The 23,355-nt window shown below is 62.2% G+C and carries 20 protein-coding genes; 16 read left to right on the top strand and 4 right to left on the bottom strand.

The window, feature by feature from the left end; genetic code table 11:
- Nucleotides 1-14: 14 nt before the first annotated feature.
- Entirely contained in the window at nucleotides 15-641 is a 627-nt protein-coding gene (locus ACZ5M5_RS13570; protein WP_464739206.1) for a hypothetical protein, read from the top strand.
- A gap of 34 nt (nucleotides 642-675) precedes the next feature.
- On the opposite strand, the gene ACZ5M5_RS13575 is transcribed toward ACZ5M5_RS13570, so the two are convergent.
- Nucleotides 676-1,401 carry a lysostaphin resistance A-like protein gene (locus tag ACZ5M5_RS13575; protein WP_464739207.1) on the bottom strand — a complete coding sequence of 242 codons (726 nt, stop codon included), beginning with the start codon at nucleotides 1,399-1,401 and terminating at the stop codon, nucleotides 676-678.
- A gap of 200 nt (nucleotides 1,402-1,601) precedes the next feature.
- Here ACZ5M5_RS13575 and ACZ5M5_RS13580 point away from each other — a divergent pair, with 200 nt between their 5' ends.
- The gene (locus tag ACZ5M5_RS13580; protein WP_464739208.1) at nucleotides 1,602-1,967 is read left to right on the top strand and encodes a hypothetical protein; all 366 of its coding nucleotides are present in this window, start codon (nucleotides 1,602-1,604) and stop codon (nucleotides 1,965-1,967) included.
- Between the two features lie 585 nt (nucleotides 1,968-2,552).
- On the opposite strand, the gene ACZ5M5_RS13585 is transcribed toward ACZ5M5_RS13580, so the two are convergent.
- Nucleotides 2,553-3,797, bottom strand: coding sequence for an acyl-CoA dehydrogenase family protein (locus ACZ5M5_RS13585; RefSeq protein WP_464739209.1), 1,245 nt, complete (start codon nucleotides 3,795-3,797; stop codon nucleotides 2,553-2,555).
- 377 nt (nucleotides 3,798-4,174) lie between these two features.
- Between ACZ5M5_RS13585 and msuE the strand changes: the two genes are divergently transcribed.
- From msuE to ACZ5M5_RS13625, 8 genes are all read left to right on the top strand, one after another.
- Entirely contained in the window at nucleotides 4,175-4,738 is a 564-nt protein-coding gene (msuE, locus tag ACZ5M5_RS13590; protein WP_060742666.1) for an FMN reductase, read from the top strand.
- A gap of 39 nt (nucleotides 4,739-4,777) precedes the next feature.
- Nucleotides 4,778-5,875: a dimethylsulfone monooxygenase SfnG gene (sfnG, locus tag ACZ5M5_RS13595; RefSeq protein ID WP_192260786.1), complete on the top strand. Its 1,098-nt coding sequence runs from the start codon at nucleotides 4,778-4,780 to the stop codon at nucleotides 5,873-5,875.
- Nucleotides 5,876-5,889: 14 nt separating this feature from the next.
- Nucleotides 5,890-7,050, top strand: a complete 1,161-nt coding sequence (locus tag ACZ5M5_RS13600) for an AMP-binding protein (RefSeq protein ID WP_464739210.1) — start codon at nucleotides 5,890-5,892, stop codon at nucleotides 7,048-7,050.
- Between the two features lie 13 nt (nucleotides 7,051-7,063).
- On the top strand, nucleotides 7,064-7,846 hold the full coding sequence (locus ACZ5M5_RS13605; protein WP_060742663.1) for an ABC transporter ATP-binding protein: 783 nt from the start codon (nucleotides 7,064-7,066) through the stop codon (nucleotides 7,844-7,846).
- Between the two features lie 67 nt (nucleotides 7,847-7,913).
- Nucleotides 7,914-8,795 carry a branched-chain amino acid ABC transporter permease gene (locus tag ACZ5M5_RS13610; RefSeq protein WP_060742662.1) on the top strand — a complete coding sequence of 294 codons (882 nt, stop codon included), beginning with the start codon at nucleotides 7,914-7,916 and terminating at the stop codon, nucleotides 8,793-8,795.
- 11 nt (nucleotides 8,796-8,806) lie between these two features.
- Nucleotides 8,807-9,874: a branched-chain amino acid ABC transporter permease gene (locus tag ACZ5M5_RS13615; RefSeq protein ID WP_060742661.1), complete on the top strand. Its 1,068-nt coding sequence runs from the start codon at nucleotides 8,807-8,809 to the stop codon at nucleotides 9,872-9,874.
- A 72-nt stretch (nucleotides 9,875-9,946) separates the two neighbouring features.
- Entirely contained in the window at nucleotides 9,947-11,272 is a 1,326-nt protein-coding gene (locus ACZ5M5_RS13620; RefSeq protein ID WP_060742660.1) for an ABC transporter substrate-binding protein, read from the top strand.
- A gap of 56 nt (nucleotides 11,273-11,328) precedes the next feature.
- Nucleotides 11,329-12,126, top strand: a complete 798-nt coding sequence (locus ACZ5M5_RS13625) for an ABC transporter ATP-binding protein (protein WP_464739211.1) — start codon at nucleotides 11,329-11,331, stop codon at nucleotides 12,124-12,126.
- Here ACZ5M5_RS13625 and ACZ5M5_RS13630 read toward each other — a convergent pair.
- On the bottom strand, nucleotides 12,118-13,221 hold the full coding sequence (locus ACZ5M5_RS13630; protein WP_060742658.1) for a sigma-54 interaction domain-containing protein: 1,104 nt from the start codon (nucleotides 13,219-13,221) through the stop codon (nucleotides 12,118-12,120). The two genes, ACZ5M5_RS13625 and ACZ5M5_RS13630, sit on opposite strands and share 9 nt — an antisense overlap.
- Before the next feature lie 316 nt (nucleotides 13,222-13,537).
- Between ACZ5M5_RS13630 and ACZ5M5_RS13635 the strand changes: the two genes are divergently transcribed.
- The 3 genes from ACZ5M5_RS13635 (at nucleotide 13,538) to ACZ5M5_RS13645 (ending at nucleotide 17,396) form a co-directional block, all read left to right on the top strand.
- Complete coding sequence (locus ACZ5M5_RS13635) at nucleotides 13,538-14,800, top strand: serine hydrolase domain-containing protein (protein WP_060742657.1); 1,263 nt, start codon at nucleotides 13,538-13,540, stop codon at nucleotides 14,798-14,800.
- Between the two features lie 115 nt (nucleotides 14,801-14,915).
- On the top strand, nucleotides 14,916-16,253 hold the full coding sequence (locus ACZ5M5_RS13640; RefSeq protein WP_060742656.1) for an alginate export family protein: 1,338 nt from the start codon (nucleotides 14,916-14,918) through the stop codon (nucleotides 16,251-16,253).
- 39 nt (nucleotides 16,254-16,292) lie between these two features.
- A complete protein-coding gene (locus ACZ5M5_RS13645; RefSeq protein ID WP_060742655.1) occupies nucleotides 16,293-17,396 on the top strand; it encodes a polyamine ABC transporter substrate-binding protein in 1,104 nt (367 codons plus the stop codon).
- 51 nt (nucleotides 17,397-17,447) lie between these two features.
- Here the strand turns inward: ACZ5M5_RS13645 and ACZ5M5_RS13650 are convergent, their stop codons facing one another.
- Nucleotides 17,448-18,059: a TetR/AcrR family transcriptional regulator gene (locus ACZ5M5_RS13650; RefSeq protein ID WP_464739212.1), complete on the bottom strand. Its 612-nt coding sequence runs from the start codon at nucleotides 18,057-18,059 to the stop codon at nucleotides 17,448-17,450.
- 503 nt (nucleotides 18,060-18,562) lie between these two features.
- Here ACZ5M5_RS13650 and gabP point away from each other — a divergent pair.
- The 3 genes from gabP (at nucleotide 18,563) to ACZ5M5_RS13665 (ending at nucleotide 23,355) form a co-directional block, all read left to right on the top strand.
- The gene (gene gabP, locus ACZ5M5_RS13655) at nucleotides 18,563-19,963 is read left to right on the top strand and encodes a GABA permease (RefSeq protein WP_192260795.1); all 1,401 of its coding nucleotides are present in this window, start codon (nucleotides 18,563-18,565) and stop codon (nucleotides 19,961-19,963) included.
- A 307-nt stretch (nucleotides 19,964-20,270) separates the two neighbouring features.
- Complete coding sequence (locus tag ACZ5M5_RS13660; RefSeq protein WP_192260796.1) at nucleotides 20,271-21,992, top strand: type I secretion system permease/ATPase; 1,722 nt, start codon at nucleotides 20,271-20,273, stop codon at nucleotides 21,990-21,992.
- Nucleotides 21,985-23,355 carry an HlyD family type I secretion periplasmic adaptor subunit gene (locus ACZ5M5_RS13665; protein ID WP_464739213.1) on the top strand — a complete coding sequence of 457 codons (1,371 nt, stop codon included), beginning with the start codon at nucleotides 21,985-21,987 and terminating at the stop codon, nucleotides 23,353-23,355. The genes ACZ5M5_RS13660 and ACZ5M5_RS13665 overlap by 8 nt, the downstream gene beginning before the upstream one ends.

The raw sequence follows: 23,355 nt of genomic DNA on the forward strand, positions 1-23,355 counted from the left end.
CAAGGAAGTGCCCCATGCCCGGAATTCCTGACGTCGCGTCAGCGTTTCACGATTTCATGCAATCGTGGGAAGAGGACCGCAAATACCTGCCGTCATCCATCAGTGCCCTGGCCAACGGTTTCGAGGGCTGGTTGAAGTTCGAGTTTTATTTCTGGCTGATCCAGGCCCGTGGGCTTCGTGGCCCCGACCGCGAACTGGCGGATGTTGGCGTCGAGTACAAGGTGAAGCTCGATCAGCGTTGGTCGCTGATGGACATTGCTTCCAAGCAATGCGATTTGTGGATTCGCGACCAGGATGAAAAGCGCTTTCACTTCATTGAACTCAAGACCCCTTTCGCCAATGCCAACCAGGGCAAGATGTTTGAAAGCGCGGCCAAGGACTATTGGTACATGACCCGCTTGAAAGCCCAGGCGGAAAAGGTGGCAACGGGCAGTGTCATCATCTTTGGCGTGAACTTTGATTCGGTGCGCTGGGAAAAACATCTCCAATACGTCGAGAAAAATGCCGGCTACGTCGAGCATTCGTCCAAGGCATCCGGCACGGTGCCAGGCGTGGAGGGACTGAGGTGGGCGGTCCTGACCATGCATTACTCGCCGCTGGGCGAGATCCCTCTGCCGCAAGTCGAGGTTCAGGCGCCGTGAAGTCGTGGAGGGCCGCTGGCCTGGCACCGCTGGCTCAACCGTAAAGCCCCATCAGCGAGAAAGACTGGTCAGCGCTCAGTGCGACAATCTCGGTCAGCGAATGCAGGAGCACCGGCACCAGCAGCCCACCGCTGACCACCCTGGCGATGGCGAACACGCCTCCACAGGCGAAGATCAGCACGATCGTCATCCAATTTCCGTATTGGATGTGCATGCCGGCGAAGACGGCCGACGTCACGATGATCGCGATCCATGTCCAGGCACGGCTGTTCTCGTAGGGAAACAGCCGGAACATGTAATGGCGGAAGAACAGCTCTTCGGCGATGGGCGGCAGCACGATCAGCGAGGCAATCTTGATCGCGGCCTGCCAACGGTTGAGCCCGTCCAGAAGCTCGGCCATGAACACCTCACGGGGTAACCCGAGCACGAAGACGGCAACCCCGAAAAGCAGGTAGGTCCCGACAATGCCGACCGCCCCCCACCGCAGGGGGTTGCCAATGGCATGACCGCGCCACTGGGGGCGCGAATCGGCACGGTATTGCAGGGCGAAGAGGCCGAGGAGGATGAGCGCGGTGAGCCCCGAGGTGGTCGTGAACATCAGATAGGCCTGCATGTCCGCGGGTACGAAAAGGACCTCGGGTATCGCGGCCAGGAAGACGACCACAGTGGCCAGCACCAACATTCCGAGCCGGGGAAAGAAGCGGTAGGGCGATAAAGTGGAGGCGGGTGCAAACTCAGGGGCGGCACTTAGATTCGTCACAGTCACTCCATGAGTGCAAGGAAAAAGGCATGATGCCAGTGTTTTGATCGTCTGGGATGAGTTCCTGTCGGCTTTGTGGAGAGGAAGGCAGCTTGCCCTGCGACTCGGTACTTGCCCGGGGGCTTTACCAGTGGCGACAAAAATGATTCAGGGTCATCGACGGCCGCAATGGAATATCTCGACTAGAGGACGCGACATTCATGGAAATTCCCTTTTCTCCAATCAGCGATCGTTTGCACAATCGCCGGTTTACGGTGGCGGACAACGCCCAAGGACTCTCTGGCGCAGGCACGGTGTTTCATTACCACGTCGAGGACGGTGCCATTTCGAGCACTTACCAAGGCGGCCGGATTCGCCTGGGCAATCAAGTCGGACGTATAACGGGTCCCGATACCATTGAACTTCTCTTCCAATGCTTGACTACGGAGGGTGAGATTCTTTCCGGCTGGTCTCGAGGGACGGTGAGTGTCGATCAAGCAGGGCGTACGACGTTGAGCTTCGTATGGGGTTGGTTATCGGGCGCGACTGGAGGTGGGGAATCCCACTACGTCGAACGTGTGGCGTAAGGAACAGGCATCCATGTAACTGAACCACCGCCATCGCGAGCAGGCTCGCTCCCACACTCGATCTCCAGTGGACACGAACCCCATGTTCAACCCAGACCCCCTGTGGGAGCGAGCTTGCTCGCGATGAGGCCAGCCAGCCCGACATCCATGCAGATGAACCACCGCTATCGCGAGCCAGCTCGCTCCCACACTCGATCTCCAGTGGACACGAAACCCATGTGCAACCCAGAACCCGTATGGGAGCAAGCTTGCTCGCGATGAGGCCAGCCAGCCCGACATCCATGCAGATGAACCACCGCCATCGCGAGCAGGCTCGCTCCCACACTCGATCTCCAGTGGACACGAACCCCATGTTCAACCCAGACCCCCTGTGGGAGCGAGCTTGCTCGCGATGAGGCCAGCCAGCCCGACATCCATGTAGCTGAACCACCGCCATCGCGAGCCAGCTCGCTCCCACACTCGATCTCCAGTGGACACGAAACCCATGTTCAACCCAGCCCCCCTGTGGGAGCGAGCTTGCTCGCGATGAGGCCAGCCAGCCCAACATCCATGTAGCTGAACCACCGCAATCGCGAGCAAGCCTGCTCAAAGCTGCTTCGAGCCCCCGCCAATCTGCCAGACATACGGCGGTTCCGTACCGTTGATTTCCCAATCACCAATAATGCGCTCCTTGTAGATCAACGGATTGTGCGAGGCCGCGGTGCGGGCATTGCGCCAGTGACGGTCGAGGGCCTTGCTGGTGCTGGTGGCCGAAGCACCGAGGGCATTGAACAGGTCGCTGGTGGCGCGCAGCACCAGGTCGGAAATCACCACCTGGGCCTGGGCCGACTCCAGTTCGGCGGCGATGTTGGCGGTGTGCTCGGTCTCGGCGTCCTGGCTGAAGCGACTTTCGTAAGCGCGCTGGGAGGCGCTCGCGGCGCGCAGGGTGGTGGCTTCGGCGGCATAGACCTGGGCCGATGCCCTGCCGACCACTTGTTGCACTTGCACGTCCTGGCTCACTTCGCTGGCATTGCCGGTGCTGAAGACCCGCGTGCGTTTGCGCACTTGCTCAGTGATGTCATGAACCGCCGCGCGGCCGGCGCCGGTCAGCACGGCCAGCAACACCAGTTGATAAAACGCGGTCTGGTATTTGAAACGGGTAGAGAAGTCGATGAGGTTTTCTGCCTCGACCAGTGCATTCTCGAACAGCGATGTCCCGCTGCCGGTGGTGCGTTGGCCAAAACCGTCCCAGTCATCGCTTTGCTTGACGCCCGGCTGGTGCACACGGACGGCGGCAATCACGTCGGCGCCGTTGTCGTCGCGCTGGGCATACACGTCGATCCAGTCGGCGAAGATACTGCCGGTGCTGTAGTACTTGGTGCCGTTGACGACCCACTGATCACCCTGGCGGGAAACCCGGGTGACGACTTCGCCGATTTTCACCGCGCCGACTTCCGTCCAGGCATTGCCCACCAACTCACCCTCGACAAAGCGCTTGAACCAGGTGTCCTGTGGGCTACTGGCGTGGGCATTGAGGCGGTCCTCGACGAATGCTAAGTGCCCGCGCAAGGCCTGGGGCAGGTTGGAGTCGGCTTCAGCCAGTTCGATCAGCAATTGCAACAGCTGCGGCAGCGAGGCCCCGGCGCCGCCATATTCGACCGGTACGCGGACGGCGCCAAAGCCGGCTTCCTTCAGCCATTTCACCTGTTCAAAGGGCAGGCTGCGTGTTTGCTCACGCTCCAGGGCGCCGGCCTGGATGCGTGCAAAGATCGGCCGGAAGCGTTCGGCCAGGGGCTCATAGTCGGTGCCCGTGGAAAGGATCGGCGGCAGGTGGTGTTGCTGTGCGGTCATGTTGATATTCCTTCTTGGTGGCGAGTCGGCGGGCAGGGGAAAAATCTGCCGGTGCCAAAAGCCATTGCACAGTCCATGCCCGAGGCCCAACGCCCGTAAATGCGGGGGCCATACGGCGTTCATCAGCGCAAGGGCTGTCCTGGCCCCGGACAATCTGTTGCGCAACTGTGTGCCGGGCAACAGTTGCCGCGACGGACATCGACATGCCAGGTGTTCGCCAGGCAACAGTGGACCAACAGCTTGTCCGTCGGGCGACAGTGCAGTGATTGGGATTTTCATGTAATTAATTGATTAGTAAGGAAATATTTAACTGGCACGGTTGCTGCTCTACACCTTGTGCAGACGCTGAGGTGGCGTCTCCAGGCATGGGGTAAGCGATGAGCAAGCAATTCAAAGTGGTGGCGGTGTCAGGCAGCGTGCAGCACCCGTCACGCACCCTGGCACTGCTCCAGGCGTTGGTGGATCGGCTCGGGCAGCAACTGCCGATCGAGGTGCGCTTGATCGAATTGGCCAAGGTCGGTCCACAGTTCGCCGGGGTGTTGCGTCGCGAGGCGTTGCCGGCTGCCGTGCAGGAGGATCTGAACGCCATTGAATCGGCCGATCTGTTGATCGCCGCCAGCCCGGTGTATCGAGCCTCGTACACCGGCCTGTTCAAGCACCTGTTCGATTTCGTTCATCACGAAGCCCTCAAGAACGTACCGGTGCTGTTGGCCGCGACAGGTGGCTCGGATCGCCATGCCTTGATGATCGACCACCAGTTGCGACCCCTGTTCGGCTTCTTCCAGGCCCTCAGCCTGCCAGTGGGGGTCTATGCCAGCGAAACCGATTTCAGCCAATACCGGATCTCCAGTGCACAGGTGCTGGAGCGTATCGAGCGCGCCGTCGAGTCGGCGTTGCTGAGCCTGGTCCCGGGCGCCCGGCGTGACGCCAGTGCTGCCTGATCCATTTTTCCTTTCAAAACGAGCCGTGGAGTACATGCAATGAGCCAGGACACGATCAAATTTGCCTACTGGGTGCCCAACGTCAGTGGCGGTCTGGTGGTCAGCAAAATCGAACAACGCACCGACTGGGGCATCGACTACAACCGCAAGCTGGCCCAGATCGCTGAAGCGGCCGGCTTCGACTACGCCCTGTCCCAAGTGCGCTTTACCGCCGGCTACGGTGCTGAATACCAGCACGAGTCCGTCGCGTTCAGTCATGCCTTGCTGGCCGCCACCACGCGCCTGAAAGTCATCGCCGCGGTACTGCCGGGGCCGTGGACGCCGTCGGTGTTGGCCAAGCAGATCGCAACCATCGATCACCTGACCGGCGGCCGTGTGGCGGTCAACATCGTGTCGGGCTGGTTCAAGGGCGAGTTCACCGCCATTGGCGAGCCGTGGCTGGAGCACGATGAGCGCTATCGCCGTTCCGAAGAATTCATCACCGCGCTCAAGGGTATCTGGACCACCGACAACTTCACCTTGCGCGGTGATTTCTACCGCTTCCACGACTACACCCTCAAGCCAAAACCACTGCAGCAGCACCCGGAGATCTTCCAGGGCGGCAGTTCACGTGCGGCTCGGGACATGGCCGCCCGGGTATCAGACTGGTACTTCACCAACGGCAATACCGTGGAAGGCGTCAAGGCGCAGATCGATGACCTCCAGGCGAAAGCCGCGGCCAACAACCACAAGGTCAAGGTCGGTGTTAACGCCTTTGTCATTGCCCGCGACACGGAAGAAGAGGCGCGTGCGGTCCTCGCCCAGATCATCGACCAGGCCGATCCTGAAGCCGTCAATGCCTTCGGCGATGCGGCGAAGCAGGCCGGCAAGTCCAGCCCGGAAGGCGAGGGCAACTGGGCCAAGTCCAGCTTCGAGGACCTGGTGCAATACAACGATGGCTTCAAGACCAACTTGATCGGCACGCCGCAGCAGATCGCCGAACGCATCGTCGCGCTCAAGGCGGTAGGCGTGGATCTGGTGCTCGCCGGTTTCCTGCACTTCCAAGAAGAAGTCGAGTATTTCGGCCGTAAGGTCCTGCCGCTGGTGCGTGAGCTTGAGCAACGCAAAGCGGCAGCCCAAACGGCGGCGGTCGCTTAGGCGCGGGAGGCAGCATGGGCACGTTCACCGACACCCTCGACCCGGTCCCGGCCAGCTTGCCCCAGTGGTTGCAGCGCCAGGCGCTGGAGCATGGCACGGACGTCGCGCTGCGCCACAAGCACCTGGGTGTCTGGCAGGAGCGGACCTGGGCGCACGTGGCCGACGAGGTGCGCCATTTCGCCAGTGCCCTGCAAGCCCGCGGTTTTGCGGCGGGCGCGACCCTGACGATCATCAGTCGACCCAGGCCGCAGGCGCTGCTTGCCGCCTTGGCCGCGCAATGGCTGGGTGGCGTGGCGAGTCTGTTCGACCCGCTGGAGACGGCGGCCGAACAGGTGCAACGGCTCGCCACGCTGCAGCCGGATTTCGTCCTGGTCGAAGGCGTGGAAGAAATGCTGCGTCTGCGTGCGGCGCAGGTGGCCGTGGGGGTGTGGGTCTACCTCGATAAGCGTGGCCTGTCGGATTCGGCGCCATTTGCGCAAGCGCTGGATTACGCCGCGTTGGTTGCCGAGCGGCCAATCGTTGACCTGGCCCCGCAAGGGCAAGTGTTGCAGACGGCCTTTGTTTTTTATCGCGGAAGTGGACGGACGATGGAGGAGCAACGCGTCAGCCACGCCGAACTGTTGCAGGAGGGGCAGCGGTTGTTGGCGCGCGAAGGGCTGGGCCGGCAGGAAGAGGCATTGGCCGCCCGGGCGTTCGCCTCGGGCGGGCAAGCTCGCTATCTGCTGGCGCCCTGGTTGATGGCCGGTTTTCGCCTGAACTTTCCTGAGAACCTGGCGACCCGTGATCGCGATCGTCGCGAGCTGGGCCCGACGCTGGTGGCCGGGACGCGGGAAACCTACGAGCGTTTGCACCGCTATGCGCTCGAACGTTTGCCGGAGCCGGGCAGTTGGTCCCGCGGGCTGGTGGACTGGGCCTTGGCAGCGCAGCCGGGGCTGTTGCAACGGCATCTGGGGGACTGGCTGGTTCGCCGGCCGTTGCGCGACGTGCTGGGGTTTTCCCGGACCCGCGCGCCGCTGCTGGTGGGCGATGCCTTGCCGCCCGAAACCCAGGCATTTTTCCAGGCATTGGGTATCGAGGTTCGCCAGTGGGACGACGGGGCTCACTGGCAAGCGCCGCCGAACCTGGTGCAGCACACCACCGATGACTGGACGGGTCTCCAGTCGCAACTGGCCTGAGAGGAGACGCCCCATGACCCAGACGGCCATCACGCATTTGCTGGAGCTGGAGCATATTTCGCTGTCATTCAAAGGCGTCAAGGCGGTCACGGACATCAGCTTTCGCGTCGTCGCCGGTGAAATCTGTGCCTTGATCGGCCCCAACGGCGCCGGCAAGAGTTCGCTGCTGAACGTCATCAGCGGCGTGTACCAGGCCCAGGACGGGCACATCCGTTTTGATCGACAGGAGCGGCGCCGGATGCGCCCACATGACGTGGCGGTCCGCGGCATTGCCCGGACATTCCAGAATATCGCGCTGTTCAAGGGCATGAGCGTGCTCGACAACGTGCTCACCGGACGCAACCTCAAGCGCCGCAGTACCTGGATCGAACAGGCGCTGCGCATCGGTCGCGCCCGGGCCGAAGATGACCGTCAGCGCGAAGCGGCCGAGCGTGTCATCGCGTTCCTGCATTTGCAGCCTTGGCGCGACGTCCTAGTGGGCACGCTGCCCTATGGCTTGCAGAAACGGGTGGAGTTGGCCCGCGCGCTGGCGGCGGAGCCTCGGCTGTTGCTGCTGGACGAGCCCATGGCCGGGATGAACGCCGACGAGAAGCAGCAGATGAGCCGCTTTATCGTCGACATCAACCGTGAGTTGGGCACGACGGTGGTGTTGATCGAGCACGATATCGGCGTGGTCATGGACATCAGCGACCACGTGGTGGTGCTCGATTACGGTCGCAAGATCGGCGACGGCTCGCCTGAAGACGTACGGCAGAACCCCGAGGTCATTTCGGCCTACCTGGGCACTCGCCACTGATACCGGATATTCGACACCTTCCCACCAGGGAGGGCAGGCAAGTTGCGTCCGCAGAATAGGAGCGGCGATGGAATTTTTCTTTGAAGTATTGATTGGCGGGTTGTTGGCAGGGGTGATGTACGCCTTGGTGGCCATCGGTTTCGTGCTGATCTACAAGGCCTCCGGGGTGTTCAATTTTGCCCAGGGCGCGATGGTGCTGTTCTCGGCGCTGACCTTCGTCAGCCTGCTGGAGCGCGGTGTGCCGTTCTGGCTGGCGTTCGTCATCAGCCTGGCGGCCATGGTGCTGATCGCGGTGGCGGTGGAGCGGGTGGTGCTGCGGCCCTTGGTCAACCGTTCGCCGATCACGCTGTTCATGGCCACCCTCGGGCTGTCCTACGTCATCGAAGGTTTCGCCCAGGCGCTGTGGGGCGCCCAGGTGCATGGCCTGGAACTGGGTATCAGTGATGAGCCGCTGGAGTTGGGCGGGATGTTGTTGTCGCAGTTCGACATTTTTGCCGCAGTGACCGCGGCGTTCCTGGTGCTGCTGTTGTCCTGGCTGTTCAACAAGACCCGGCTCGGATTGTCGTTGCGGGCGGTGGCCGATGACCCACTGGCGGCGTTGGCCGTGGGCATTCGTTTGCAGCGGGTCTGGGTGGTGGTGTGGGCGGTGGCGGGGTTTGTCGGGTTGGTCGCCGGCCTGCTCTGGGGCGCTCGCCTGGGCGTGCAGTTCTCGCTCTCGCTGGTGGTGCTCAAGGCCTTGCCGGTGCTGATCATCGGTGGGTTCACCTCCATCAGTGGGGCGATTGTCGGTGGCCTGATCATCGGGGCTTCGGAGAAGCTGGCGGAGGTTTACCTCGGGCCCTTCATCGGCAGTGGCATCGAGAACTGGTTTCCCTACGTGCTGGCGCTGTTGTTTCTGCTGGTACGTCCGGCGGGGTTGTTTGGCGAACGGGCCATCGAACGGGTTTAGGGAGAACACTCATGTTTTATCGAGAAACAGGTCAGTTCAACACCCGCTATGCCCAGGACCGCCGGGTCTTCGCCCTGCGCCAGGATCGTCACGGGCTGGCCGCCTTGCTGCTGTTCGCCTTCGTCGTGGTGCCCTGGCTGGGCAATGACTATTGGTTCAGCGCGATCCTGATTCCTTTCCTGGTGCTGTCCCTGGCCGGGTTGGGGCTCAATTTGCTCACCGGTTATGCCGGGCAACTGTCCCTCGGTTCGGCGGCGTTCATGGCGGTGGGAGCCTTTGCCACCTACAACCTTGAAATACGGGTCGCCGGCTTGCCGTTGTTGGTCAGTATCGCCCTGGGTGGGTTGACGGCAGCGCTGGTGGCGGTGCTGTTCGGCCTGCCGAGCCTGCGCATCAAAGGCTTCTACCTGCTGGTCTCGACCCTGGCGGCGCAGTTCTTCGTGACCTGGGCGTTGACCCGGTTCAGTTGGTTTTCCAACAACAGCGCCTCGGGCGTGATCAGTGCGCCGCGCCTGGACGTATTCGGGGTGAACCTCGACGCGCCGGCCGGCCGCTATCTGTTGACCCTGAGCGTGGTGGTAGCGCTGTTCTGGCTGGGCAAGAACCTGGTGCGCAGCGAGTTGGGGCGCAACTGGATGGCGGTGCGCGACATGGACACTGCCGCTGCGGTCATCGGCATTGCGTTGGCGAAAACCAAGCTGCTGGCGTTCGCCATCAGTGGGTTTTTCCTCGGAGTGGCGGGTGCCCTGTGGGCCTTCGCTTACCTGGGCACCGTGGAGCCCCACGGCTTCGATCTGAACCGCTCGTTCCAGATCCTGTTCATCATCATTATCGGCGGCCTCGGCAGTCTGCTGGGCAACTTTCTCGGTGCGGCCTTCATCGTGCTGTTTCCGGTGTTGCTTTCGAACCTGGTGTCGCTGCTGCCCGGCGGGCTGGTGGACGCCGGCCAGGTGGAGAACCTGCAGAAGATGATATTCGGCGCCCTGATCATCCTGTTCCTGATCAAGGAGCCAGAGGGCCTTGCGCGCCTCTGGCAGAGATTTCGCCAGCGCGCACGGCTGTGGCCGTTGCGCTACTGAGCGAACCGCACAACGCGGGTTTGCAGTTCCATTTTGTTGGCTTATCCATGGCTTCATAACAAGGAAAATTCGATGTTCAAACGATCATTCGCCAGCAGCCTGGCACTGGCCCTGAGCCTCACCGCCGCGGCGTTCACCGTCCAGGCGGACAACGAGCAATACTTCCCGCTGCAAAGCTATCGCGTCGGCCCTTATGCCGCCGGCGGCACCGGTTTTTTCGGCGGTTTCATCGACTACCTCAAGTACGTCAACGCCAATGGCGGCGTGAACGGCGTCAAGCTGACCTGGAGTGAGTGCGAGACCGAATACGTGGTCGAGAAAGGCGTGGAGTGCTACGAACGCCTGAAGAAAGGCTTGAACGGCGCGCCGGCGGCTGCCACCAACCCGCTGTCGGTGGGCATCGCCTACGCCACGCTGGAGCGCTCGACGGCCGACAAACTGCCGCTGATCACCATCAACCACGGGCGTACGGATTCCACCGATGGCAGCGTGTTCCCCTACGTTTTCCCGTTGCAGTTGAACCCGTATTCCGAGGTCTCGGCGATCATCAATTACATCGGCCAGCGCGCCGGCGGGTTGGACAAGCTCAAGGGCTTGAAGATCGTCACCCTGTATCACGGTTCGCCCTATGGCAAGGAAACCAATGAGGTCCTGCAAACCCTGGCCGACAAGTACGGTTTTGCGCTGACCTTGCTGGAGGTGCCGCACCCAGGCAACGAACAGCAGTCGCAGTGGCTGAATATCCGCCGGGAAAAACCCGATTGGGTGATCCTGCGTGGTTGGGGGGTGATGAACCCGGTGGCGCTGAAAACCGCGCAGAAAGTCGGTTTCCCGGCCGACCACATCATCGGCAACATCTGGAGCAACTCCGAAGATGACGCCGCGCCGGCCGGTGCCGCGGCCAAGGGCTTCATCGCCATCACCACGCACCCTTCAGGTACTGATTTCCCGGTGTTGCAGGGCATCAAGCAGCAAGTGGTCGACGCCGGCCATGGCGACCTGGCCGATCCCAAGCGGTTCGGCACCGTGTACTACAACCTCGGCGTGGTCAACGGCATCCTCAACGTAGAAGCGCTGCGCATTGCCCAGCAGAAATTCGGCAAGCAACCCCTGACGGGTGAGCAGGTGCGTTGGGGCTTCGAGAACCTCAAGCTCGACGACGCCCGGCTCAAGGAACTGGGGGCGTTGGGCCTGGTGCAGCCGTTGCAGTTGTCGTGCTCGGACCATGAAGGCGGCGGTGCGGTGCGTTTCCAGCAATGGGACGGTACCCAGTGGAAGCTGATCAGTGACTGGGTGCAGGCCGACCGCGCCCTGTTGCGGCCGATCATCGAAGCGTCTTCGCACCAGTACGCCCGGGAAAAAGGCATTACCCCGCGTGATTGCAGCAAGGAATCCTGAGGCATCGCGGCAACCGGGCGCACGCGTCCGGTCGCTGTCTGAAAAGGCGAAACAGCATGGCGACGAACGTGCCGATCCTGCAGATCGACGATATTGAAGTGCTCTACGAACAGACCATCCTGGCGGTGCGCAGTGTGTCGCTGGAGGTGGAAAAAGGCCAGGTCGTGGTGCTGCTGGGCGCCAACGGCGCGGGTAAAAGCACCACGCTGAAGGCGGCCTCCAACCTGGTGCGCGCCGAGCGGGGCGAGGTGGTACGGGGGCGGATCGTCTACCAAGGGCAAGACGTGACCCGCAGCGCCCCTCACACCTTGGCGGCGAGCGGCTTGGTGCAAGTGCTGGAAGGTCGGCATTGCTTTGCCCAGTTGACCGTGGAGGAAAACCTGCTGGCCGGCGCCCTGGCGCGCCAGGTACCGCGACGCCAGTTGCTGGCTGACCTGGAATTGGTCTATGGCCATTTCCCTCGGCTGAAACTGCGGCGCAAAAGCCTGGCCGGCTACACCTCGGGCGGCGAGCAACAGATGATCGCGATAGGCCGCGCGCTGATGGCCAGGCCGCAACTGGTCTTGCTGGACGAACCGTCGATGGGCCTGGCGCCGCAGATCGTCGAGGAAATCTTCGAGATCGTCCGGCAACTCAATCAGCGTGATGGTGTGAGCTTCTTGATCGCCGAGCAGAACATCAATGTCGCCCTGCGTTACGCCCACCACGGCTACGTGTTGGAAAGCGGTCGGGTGGTCAGTGAAGGCAGCGCCGAACAACTGGCGGCCCGCAGCGATCTCCAGGACTTCTACCTGGGCGCGCGGGCCGGGGCGAGGGCTGAGGAACCCTTGGGCGTCGGGGCACGATCAAGTTGAAAGATTGACCACCTGGCCGTCCCGCGTACTGAGCGTGGGACGGCGTTTGTTGACCACCAGTTCGCCAATCCTGATCAGCAACGTGCGGGTGACATTGCGACTCAGGCCCAGCAGGCTGGCGGTATGGACCTGATTGCAATTGGCGTATCGGTAGGCGGTGCGCAACAACTCGGCCTCGACCTTTTCATACACATCGCCATGCTCCTGCTCGAGCAGCTTCTCGAAGGCTTTCTGCAAGAGCTCCTCTGCACTTTGAGGGGCTGCTTGCGGTGGGTTGTCCTGGCGCTCGATACGAAAGTTCGACAGGTGCAGGTCCTGCACACCAATTACTTTGCTGCGGCAAATCAGCAGCGTGTGGTGAATGACGTTTTCCAGTTCGCGGATATTCCCCGGCCAGGAATAGTCGAGCAACTTGCGCTGCGCCTGGGCATCCAGCGTCACCTCGCCGTGACCGAGCCTGTGGCTGTACTGCGCGATGAAGTGGCGTATCAACGGCAGGATGTCGCCGGGACGTTCGCGCAGCGGCTTGAGCGCCAGGCTGACCACGTTCAGGCGGTAATAGAGGTCTTCGCGAAAGTGCCCGGCATTGATGGCTTTTTCCAGCTGTACGTTGGTGGCCGCCAATACACGCACATCGATCTTGATGCTCTTGCGCGAACCCAGTCGAACCACTTCGCGCTCCTGCAATACCCGGAGCAACTTGACCTGGATCGGCAGCGGCAAATCACCGATTTCATCGAGGAACAGGGTGCCGCCATCCGCTTCCTCGAACCAGCCGGCCTTGGCCGTCAACGCACCGGTAAAGGCGCCTTTTTCATGGCCGAACAACTCGGCCTCCACCAGGGTCTCGGAAAACGCCCCGCAGTTGACCGCAACGAACGGCTTGTGGCGACGGGCGCTGAGGTTGTGCACGTGGCGCGCCACCAGTTCCTTGCCGGTGCCGGTCTGGCCGATGATCAACACGCTGGCATCACTGGGCGCCACTTGTTGCAGGTGTTCCAGCAAGGCGCGGGAGGTGGGGTCTTCGAAGACCTGGGCCGTGGCACGAATCGAGGTGGCCAGGCCGGGGGAGGGAGGTAGCGTTAGAAGCTGCATGACGGTGGCCCGTTAATGAGATTGCCGTGACGGAAGGTGGGTGAGTGCCAACGTTCCTTGATGGCATCACCGCGGGAAGCCTTTGGGCTTAAGACTTAATCTAAATGATCTAAAAAAATGATAATAAATAACTTTAAGTTATTTGCTTAGGACTGGGCCGACGGTGAGAGCGAGGCTTGCTCCCTCGGGCACGGTGGTCACGGGACCCAGATAGGTAAGCAATGACGGTAAAAAGTTTTATTGACTAAAAAATTACATCGGGTAATTATTCTCCTGCATCTGCTTTCACGCAGAGTCATTTCGCAGGGGCAACCCAATGAATCAGAACACCGTGCCTTCACTGGCCAGTCTCTACGTCGAGACTCACGAATCGCCTTCTGACGCACGTCTGGCGCCTTCGCTCATGCAAGGCTTTCCCGCCGAACCCCACCGCCGCGTCACCTGGCACAACTGGATGAGCCCGCCGTACAGCCAATGGGGCTTTCGCAACCTGGCGCGCTTGCGTCCTTCCATTGATGTGCGGGCCGGCACCGGGCCGGTCAGCGCGTTCAAGCAGGCGCTCCAGCCGCTGGATGAGCTGCACTTCGACAGCGAGTGTGGCTTGAGCATCAGCGTGATCGACCACTTGATCGCCAGCCAGACCGATGGGTTCCTGGTCCTCAAGGGCGACACCGTGCTGTTCGAGCGCTACTTCAATGGCCAGTGCCCCCAGGACCGGCACATCATGTTTTCGGTGACCAAGTCGCTGATCGGTGCCCTGGGCGAGCAACTGGTCTGCGAAGGCCTGTTGGACCCGACGCTGACGGCCGCCCATTACGTACCGGAACTGACGGGCAGCGCGTTCGGCGATGCGACCGTGCGCCAGCTGTTCGACATGGCCGTGGCCGTCGATTACAGCGAGGTCTATGAGGACCCGGATTCAGAGAGCTCCCAATACGGCTACGCCTGCGGTTTCCAGCCGGCGCCAGCGCAGTACGCGACGTTCGAATCCCTGTACCAGTACTTGCCGTCATTGAGAAAGCGCGGCAATCACGGCGGTTTTTTCCATTACGTGACGGCCACCACCGAGGCATTGGCCTGGGTCATGGAGCGGGCGTCTGGCAAGGCCTGTCATCAGTTGCTGCAGGAGGTCTGGAGCCAGTTGGGCTGTGAACGTGACGGCTACTTTCTGGCGGATCCCTGGGGCCGCAGCGTGGCCGGTGCCGGGTTCAGCGCGACCTTGCGTGACATGGCGCGCTTCGGCCGCCTGCTGGCCAACGATGGCCGCCAGCAGGGGCGACAATTGCTCTCGGCCGAGGCGCTCGCTGGTATCGCCGCTGGCGCCGACCCCGCCATCTATGCCGCCTGCGCCGACTTTTCGAGCTGGACCCCCGGCGCGTCCTACCGCAGCCAGTGGTATGTCTTCAACGACCACAGCCAGGCGCTCATGGCCGGTGGCATCCATGGCCAATACCTGTTCATCGACAAACCGTCCGGCGTGGTGATCGTCAAGCAGTCGTCCCTGGGCGACGCCGTCAGTCCCTTCGACGGCGACAGCGTGCGCATGCTGCGTGCCATCGCGGCGCAACTGACGCCCTGAGTTCATCCGATAAACACAAGAGTTTCGTTCCGCTCACCCGGCCCAGCCAGGTGTTGGCGCGGGTTTGCGCCGCCATTCACTGCCCTGTAACAACAATAATCAACAGGAGCTCCATATGGTTTCCATGATGCGTTTGTCCCGAACGTTCCTCGTGCTCGGGTTACCCTTGACCGCCCAGGTTGCCTGGGCGGGCTACACCTTCGAGGAGGGCAACCTCAAGGGCGAGGTCAACTTAACGGCTGGTGGCGCGGTCCTGTCCACCCGCAACGTCAACTTTGGCGGCGGTGTGGTGGACATGCGCAGCGGCAAGAATGGCGGCACGAAAATCGACTGGCAGGAGTTCTACGTCAAGCCGGGCGTCAAGTTGGAGTATGCCGTGCAGCCGGATTTCAGCCTGCTGGCCGGCGGCTCCCTGGTGGGGGCGACCACCTTCGGGGATGGCGATGCCGGTGGCTTCACCCGCAGTTCCGACGGCAAGGTCTCGACCGAAGAGTTCTATGGCGGTTTCCGCGCCGGGGAGTGGACGGTCACGGGCGGTCGCCAGAACTACATGATCGGCAACGGTTTCATCGTGATGGATGGCAACCTCGACCAGTTGAACGACGGCGCCTATTGGCTCGCGCCACGCACCGCCTTCAAGGATTCGGCGGTGGTCGCCTGGGACCATGGCGCATTGAAGGTCCAGGGCTTCAGTCTGGGGACGGACAGCGACCTGGGGGACTTTCGCATGAGCGGCGTGAACCTGGACTACAACCTCGACGACCAGGTGACGCTGGGCGCCACCGCGTTGAAGGTCAAGGCCATGGGGCCCAAGGGCAGTACCTTGCCGCGTCGCCGCGATGGCATGCTGGTGTACAACGTCAGGGCCTTGAGCGCCAGGCTCCCGGGTATCCCGGACCTGACCCTCAACGCCGAATATGCCCTGGAGCGGGGCAGCGGCGAAGGCGTGGACTACGACGCCAAGGCCTGGTACGGCCAGGCGGATTACACCTTCAGCACGCTGCCGTTGACCCCGGTGATCGGCTACCGCTACGCGAGTTTTTCCGGCGACGACAACCTCACGGACAACCGACAGAAAGCCTGGGATCCGTTGAGCAAGGGCTTCGTCGACTGGAGCACCTGGCTGATCGGCGATGTCGTCGGCAACTACCTGATGTTCAACAGCAACGAAAACGTCCAGCAGTTCTCACTCAAGACCCACCTCAACGAAACCCTCACCCTCGGTGCGATCCACTACCAGTTCTGGCTCGACGAAAAAAACTACATGGGCACCGCCGTCAGCGACCGGCGTTTTGCCGACGAGAGTGTAGTCTTCCTGGATTGGGCGCCGTCGAAGTCATTGTCCACCTCGCTGTCGTATAACTGGGTCAAACCCATGGCGGCGGCCAAACAGGTCTTCGGCGACGACCGGAAATTCAGCGCACTGGAACTCTATTTCACCTACCGCTATTAAGTGCCGCGAGCCTTCGCGGCCGCGCTGGAGTGTTTGATCATGAACATGCTGTTGCGCAACACCTTGCTGGGCGCTGTCGTTTCGATGCTGGTCAGTGGCGCGAGCCTGGCCGAAGAGCGGACGGTGCGGATCTACAATTGGATCGAGTACCTGCCGCCTGAAATCCTCAAGAGTTTCGAAGAGGAAACCGGCATCCGTCCCATCTACGACGTCTTCGACAGTGTCGAGACATTGGAGTCCAAGCTCCTGACCGGCAACTCCGGATATGACGTGGTCTACCCGAGCAGCTCCAACGTCAGTCACCTGATCGCCGCCGGCGCCGTCCAGCCCCTGGACCGCAGCCAGTTGCCGAACTGGCAGCATCTGGACCCCGAGTTCATGAAGTCCCTGGAGGCGGTGGGCGATCCGGGCAACCGCTATGCGGCACCGTACCTGTGGGGCACGACCCTGATCGGCTACAACGTCGACAAGGTACGCCAGGTATTGGGTGCCGATGTGCAAATGAACACCTGGGACATCCTTTTCAAGGAAGAGAACATGGCCAAGCTGGCCAGTTGTGGCGTCGGTCTGCTGGACGCCGCCAACGAGATCGTGCCCATTGCCTTGCACTATGAAGGGCTGGACCCCAACAGCCAGAAACGTGAGGACTATGCAAAGGCGCAGGCGGCCATGCTCAAGGTCCGGCCTTACATCACCTACTTCAACTCATCGCGCTATGGCATGGACCTGGCCAATGGCGAGATCTGCGTAGGGGTGGGTTGGTCCGGTGGGGTGGCCCTGGCCAAGCGACTGGCCGAAGACGCAGGGAAGGGGGTCAAGGTAGAGATGGCGCTGCCCAAGGAAGGTGCGCCGATGTGGTCGGACGTCATGATGGTCCCCACCAACGCCCCTCATGCCAAGGAGGCCTACGCGTTCATCAATTACATCTTGCGTCCTGATGTCATCGCGCGGATCAGCAACAAGATCGGTTACCCCAACCCGAACAAGGAAGCCACGGCGTTGGTCAATGCCGACATTCGCAACAACCCCGCCATGTATGTGCCGGACGAGGCGCGCAAGACCCTGTTCGCCCTGGAGCCGGTGCCGGCCGCCGTGGAGCGGATCCGCACCCGCACCTGGATCGGCATCAAGACCCATCGCTGATCAGCGTGACCCGGCGTTGCGGCGCCGGGTCCGTATTGGTGGGTGACGCCCTCAGGCGCGCATGCCCAGGAAGAGCAATTCGGTGATCCGCCGGACCTGGGTGGAGTGTGCCTCGATGTCTGGTTGTTCCTGGTTGACCAGCCTGAACAGCTGTAAGTGCGAATAGTCGTTCAACAGGAACGCGGCGAGGTCGACGTCCAGGTCGGCGCGTAATTTGCCGGCCTGTTGCAATTCCCTGATCAGCCCACTGATCTCGGCCCTGAGCGCATCGTTCATGGCGCGGTACCCCTCGGGCAGCCCGTTATCGCCACCAAACAGGATCAGCGGCAGCAACTCGCGCCACAGGCTCGGGTGCATGACCTCCAGTGCGTAACCGGTCAACAGCCGCTCCAGATAACACAGCGCTTCAACCGGGTCCTCGATTTCAGGCATCTGGCTGCGGGTGTCCGTGAGCGCGCGCTGGTCGGCGTCGTGCAGGATTTCCAGGATGATCTCCTGCTTGTTGCCGAAGTACTTGAACACCGTGGGAGCCGATACGCCGGCCTGGTTGGCGATCTGTTCGATGGTGGTGTTCTGGAAACCCTGGCGCTCGAACAGTTCGACCGCCGCCTTGCTGATGGCTTGCCGGCGTTCGGCTTTTTGACGTTCACGCAGTCCGCTCACGGGAGGGTCCTTGTCGTAAGGAAGAGGTTAAAGGCCTTGGCGTACCAGCCCTGTGGGAGCGAGCTTGCTCGCGATAGCGCTGGATCAGCCGCATTCAAGTCGACTGAAACACCGCCATCGCGAGCAAGCTCGCTCCCACAGGGTTTGCGGTTAGCAACAGGCCGGGCATAGGCATGCAAAATACTTAACCCAGTAAAGTTTTTAAAGGGTTTATTTCGTTGCCGCCCCTCGACGACGTAGCTGGATGCCGCGGTCCAGACGCCTGGCAAGAGGCAAAACGCCATGCCCCAGGTGGCGAAATCAGGCACAGAGATGGCGCGTTCAGGTAACTGACGCGAGAGGGAAGGCAGGTAACGTGGCGCGACTTTTCACCGCAAGTGCGCACGTTCGCCCAGGGTGGATCAACACAACCAAACGGTGCCGCCTCCAGGAGGGGCGGGAAAACCAGCAACACCGACTGTCCCTGCGCGCGTCTCAATGTTCGATCACAAGAGAATAAGAAAATGACCAGCCCCAGCTTCAAGGACTCGAACGGCCATCTGGCACAGGGCTTCAAGCCTCGTCACGTCACCATGCTGTCCATCGCCGGAATCATCGGTGCGGGTCTGTTCGTGGGATCGGGCCATGCCATCGCCGCCGCCGGTCCGGCCGTCATGCTGGCCTATCTGTTTTCCGGGCTGTTGGTGGTCCTGGTCATGCGCATGCTGGGCGAGATGGCCGTCGCCAATCCGGACACCGGCTCCTTCTCCACCTATGCCGACCAGGCCATCGGACGCTGGGCAGGCTTCACCATCGGTTGGCTCTACTGGTGGTTCTGGGTGCTGGTGATTCCCATCGAAGCGTTGGCCGCCGGTCATGTACTCAACCAGTGGTTTCCCGCCGTCGATGCCTGGCTGTTCGCCTCGGTGTCGATCGTGCTGCTGGCCGTGACGAATCTGTTCAGCGTGTCGAAGTACGGTGAGTTCGAGTTCTGGTTCGCCATGGCCAAGGTCGTGGCGATCATCGGCTTCATCTCCCTGGGTTTCGCGGTGCTGATGGGCTGGATTCCCGAGCGCGAGGCCAGCGGCCTGAGTCGGTTGATGGAGGAGCATGGCGGGTTCGCCCCCAATGGCCTGTCGGCGGTGGTGGGCGCGTTCATCACCATCATGTTCAGCTTCATCGGTACAGAGGCGGTAACGATCGCCGCCGCCGAATCCGATAACCCTGCGCAGAACATTGCCAAGGCCACTCGTTCGGTGATCTGGCGTATCGGTGTGTTCTACCTGCTGTCGATCTTCGTGGTCATTTCCGTGGTGCCCTGGAACGATCCGCTCCTGGCTTCAGTCGGTTCCTACCAGCGGGCCCTGGAGCTGATGAACATTCCCCACGCCAAATTCCTGGTGGATATGGTGGTGCTGATCGCCGTGGCCAGTTGCATGAACTCTTCGATCTATATCGCCTCGCGGATGTTGTACTCCTTGGGGCGCCGTGGCGATGCGCCAAAGGCCTTGAAGGTCACGTCCTCGGCCGGCGTGCCACGGTCCGCGGTGATTGCCAGTACCGTGTTGGGCGCGGGTGTCACGTTGTTCAGCTACTTCATGCCCGCCGGCCTGTTCCAGTTCCTGCTCGCCAGCTCCGGCGCCATCGCCTTGCTGGTGTACCTGGTGATCGCCATCTCGCAACTGCGCATGCGCCGGATGATGCAACGGCAGAACATCGAGCTGCCTTTTCGCATGTGGCTGTTCCCTTGGCTGACCTGGTTGGTCATCGTGTTCATCTCGGCGGCGCTGGCGGTCATGATGATCACCCCCGAGCACCGCAGCGAGGTGAGTACCACCCTGGGCCTGGCGCTGATCATTTCCTTTATCGGCCTGGCGACGTCGCGGCATTCGCCCCAGCCTGAGCGTGTCGCTTCCCTCGGTTAGCCCCGTATTTTTGCCCTGTTGACGCCACGTTACTGGCGTCAACAAAACCGCCTTTCAAGCCCATTCAAGGCACAAAAACCTCAGTCTTGAAGCGCGGCCCTTCCGCCTGTCACCCACTTGCAAACCCAGCCTTGCGAACCGGCACTAACCCGCAGCCGCGTTGTCAGTAATTGGCGCCTGTAGGGATGAGGAGCGTCCCTGGTATCGGCACATCAGCTGGATAGTTTTTTCTCGAGCTCCCTCGGTGAAAAGAGCCTCGCGATGGATTGCGTCCTGGACCGACAATTTCTTTTGCAGGCGATTTCCCATGGGGTTTCTACTCGATCCGCGTCATGACATCGATGCTGCCTTATTGAGCTACCGCCGGGTGTTCTGGGCCCTGGCGTTGTTCAGTGGCGTGATCAATCTGCTGGTGCTGGTGCCGTCGCTGTACATGATGCAGGTCTACGACCGGGTCCTGACCAGCCGCAACGAAACCACCTTGTTCATGCTCACCTTGATGGCCCTGGGACTGTTCATGTTCAGTGCCCTGATCGAGTGGGTGCGCGGCGAGGTGATGATCCGTATGAGCGCGGGGCTGGACGATGCCTTGGGCGAGCGGGTCTTCGACGCGGCTTTCGCCCGCAGCCTGCGCGAACACAACGCCAACCCGGCGCAGGTGCTCAGCGACCTGGCGACGTTGCGCCAGTTGATCACTGGGCAGGGCTTGATCGCGTTGCTCGACGCACCCTGGCTGCCGATCTTCCTGCTGGTGGCGTTCATCTTTCATCCCTGGTTCGGCGTGCTGACGCTGGTGCTCGCCCTGGTGCTGATCGGCTTGGCACTGTGGGGCGAACTGGCGACGCGCGCGCGCCTGGGCGAAGCCAATCGCTTGGGGGTGCAGTCGTCGATTTACGTCAACAGCACGCTGCACAACGCCGAAGTCATCCAGGCCCTGGGCATGCTCGGGCCGTTGCGTCAGCGCTGGAGCCTGCTGCAGCAACGCATCATTGCCGCCCAGGCCCATGCCAGCGACCGCGGCGCGCGCATCACTTCGGCGACGCGTTTCGTGCGGATCTCCGGGCAGTCGCTGGCCTTGGGGTTGGGGGCCTTGCTGGTGCTCGAAGGGCAACTGTCGGCGGGCATGATGATTGCGATGTCGCTGTTGCTGGGGCGAGCCCTGGCGCCCGTGGAAATCGCCATCGGCTCGTGGAAACAATTCAACGCCGGGCGCCAAAGCTATCAGCGCCTGAGCCAATTGCTGGCCCAGCACCCGCGTGAGCGCCTGCGCATGCCGTTGCCACCGCCCACCGGCGCGGTGCGCCTGGAACAGCTGTATGTCGGCCCGCCGGGGGCTTCGCAGCCGATCCTGCGCGGGATCAATTTCAGCCTCGCCAAGGGCGACGTGCTGGCCGTGGTCGGGCCCAGCGCCAGCGGCAAATCGACACTGGCCCGGGCCCTGGTCGGGGTCTGGCCGGCCATGGGCGGGTCGGTGCGCCTGGACGATGCCGAGATCAGCCAGTGGTCCCACGACGCCCTGGGGCCGCACCTTGGCTACCTGCCCCAGGACATCGAGTTGTTCGACGGCACGGTCGCCGACAACATCGCCCGTTTCGGTGAGCAGGACGCCGACAAAATCATCGCCGCCGGACGGCATGCCGGCATCCACGAAATGATCCTGAGGTTTCCCAAGGGCTACGACACGCCGCTGGGCCCCGGCGGACTTGGCTTGTCCGGTGGGCAAAAGCAACGCCTGGGCCTGGCTCGCGCACTCTACGGGCGGCCGTCGCTGATCGTGCTCGATGAGCCCAACTCCAATCTCGATGACGCCGGTGAGCTGGCGCTGGTCCAGGCGATCAGTGCGCTCAAGGCGGCCGGCAGCACCGTGGTGTTGATCACTCACCGGCCCAGTGTGCTGGCGGTGGTCGATCACATCCTGGTGCTCAAGGACGGTACTCAACAGGCGTTCGGCCCTCGGGACCGGGTGCTCAAGGCATTGATGCCGGGGCCGCGACCGGCCACGGTCAGGGAGGCTGGCAAAGATGCGTGATCTGATTCCGGAGGCACACGCTTACAGCGAGCAGGGGCTGAGCGTGCGCAACACCCTGGCGCTGCCCAGCGCCAGGACCGATGCCGGGCATGCAGCGCGTTATGGCGTGGGGTTCCTGGTCCTGACGCTGGGTGGTTTCCTGCTCTGGGCCTGCCTGGCGCCACTCGACCAGGGCGTGGTGGGCAGCGGCACCGTGGTGGTGGCGGGGGAGCGCAAGGCGGTGCAGTCGTTGGTCGGCGGGGTGGTGGAAAAGCTGCTGGTCAGCGATGGCGACCGCGTCACCCAGGGGCAATTGCTCGTGCAACTCAACACGGTGCAGGCGCAGTCGCAACTGGACGTGACCCTGGGCAAGCTGCTCAATGATCGCAGCGTCGAGGCGCGCTTGATTGCCGAGCGCCTGGGCAGCGCCGAGATCCAATGGCCCGCGGAACTGCTGGCCCACGCCGACGAGCCACGGGTCAAGGCGGCCATGGCGTTGCAGAGCCAGTTGTTCATCACCCGTCGTGCGGAGCTGGGCAGCCGCTTGCAGATCATCGAGCACGAAGCCGCGGCATTGCAGCAACAACTGCTTGGCTACGAAGGCGTCAAGCGCAACTACGACGCGCAGATGCGCTTCCAGCAGCAAGAGCTTGAAGGCCTGCGTGACCTGGCCCGGGAAGGCTACGTTCCGCGCAACAAACTGTTCGAGGCCGAGCGTAACGCGGCCCAGTTGGCGGGGCAGATCGCTTCTGGGGTGGGCGATGTCGGCAGGACCCGGCAGGCGATCAACGAAAGCCGGCTCAAGGCCTTGCAGGCGCAGCAGGAGTTCCGCCGCGATGCCGAAACCCAGCTCAGCGAAGTCTCGGCCGAGGCGGCCGGTTATGCCGATCAGATCCGGGCCTTGCAGTTTGAAGTCGACAACGGTGCGATCCGCGCGCCAGTGGCCGGGCAGGTCATGGACGTGAGCATTCATACGGTCGGTGGCGTTGCGCAGGCCGGCCAGACCCTGATGCAGGTGGTGCCGCTGGATGCGCCGATGGCGATCACCGCCCGCTTCGAGCCGCTGATGGCCAACAAACTGCGCCCGGGCCTGCCGGTGCATGTGCATTTCACCGCGCTGCAACGGGTGGATACACCCACGGTGACCGGCACGGTGACGACGGTGTCGGCGGACCAGTTGATCAATGAGCAGACGCACCAACCGTACTTCTCCGCCAAGGTCGAGATTCCCGCCGACACTGTGGTCGCGTTGCAGAGCGCCGGCCTGCTGGTGCGCCCCGGCATGCTCGCCGATGTCACGGTGGTGACGGGCGAACGCACCTTGATGAATTACCTGATGAAGCCTTTGCGTGAACGCTTGCTGGCAGCCTTCAAGGAGGAATGA

It is taken from the genome of Pseudomonas sp. Van50, assembly GCF_055390755.1.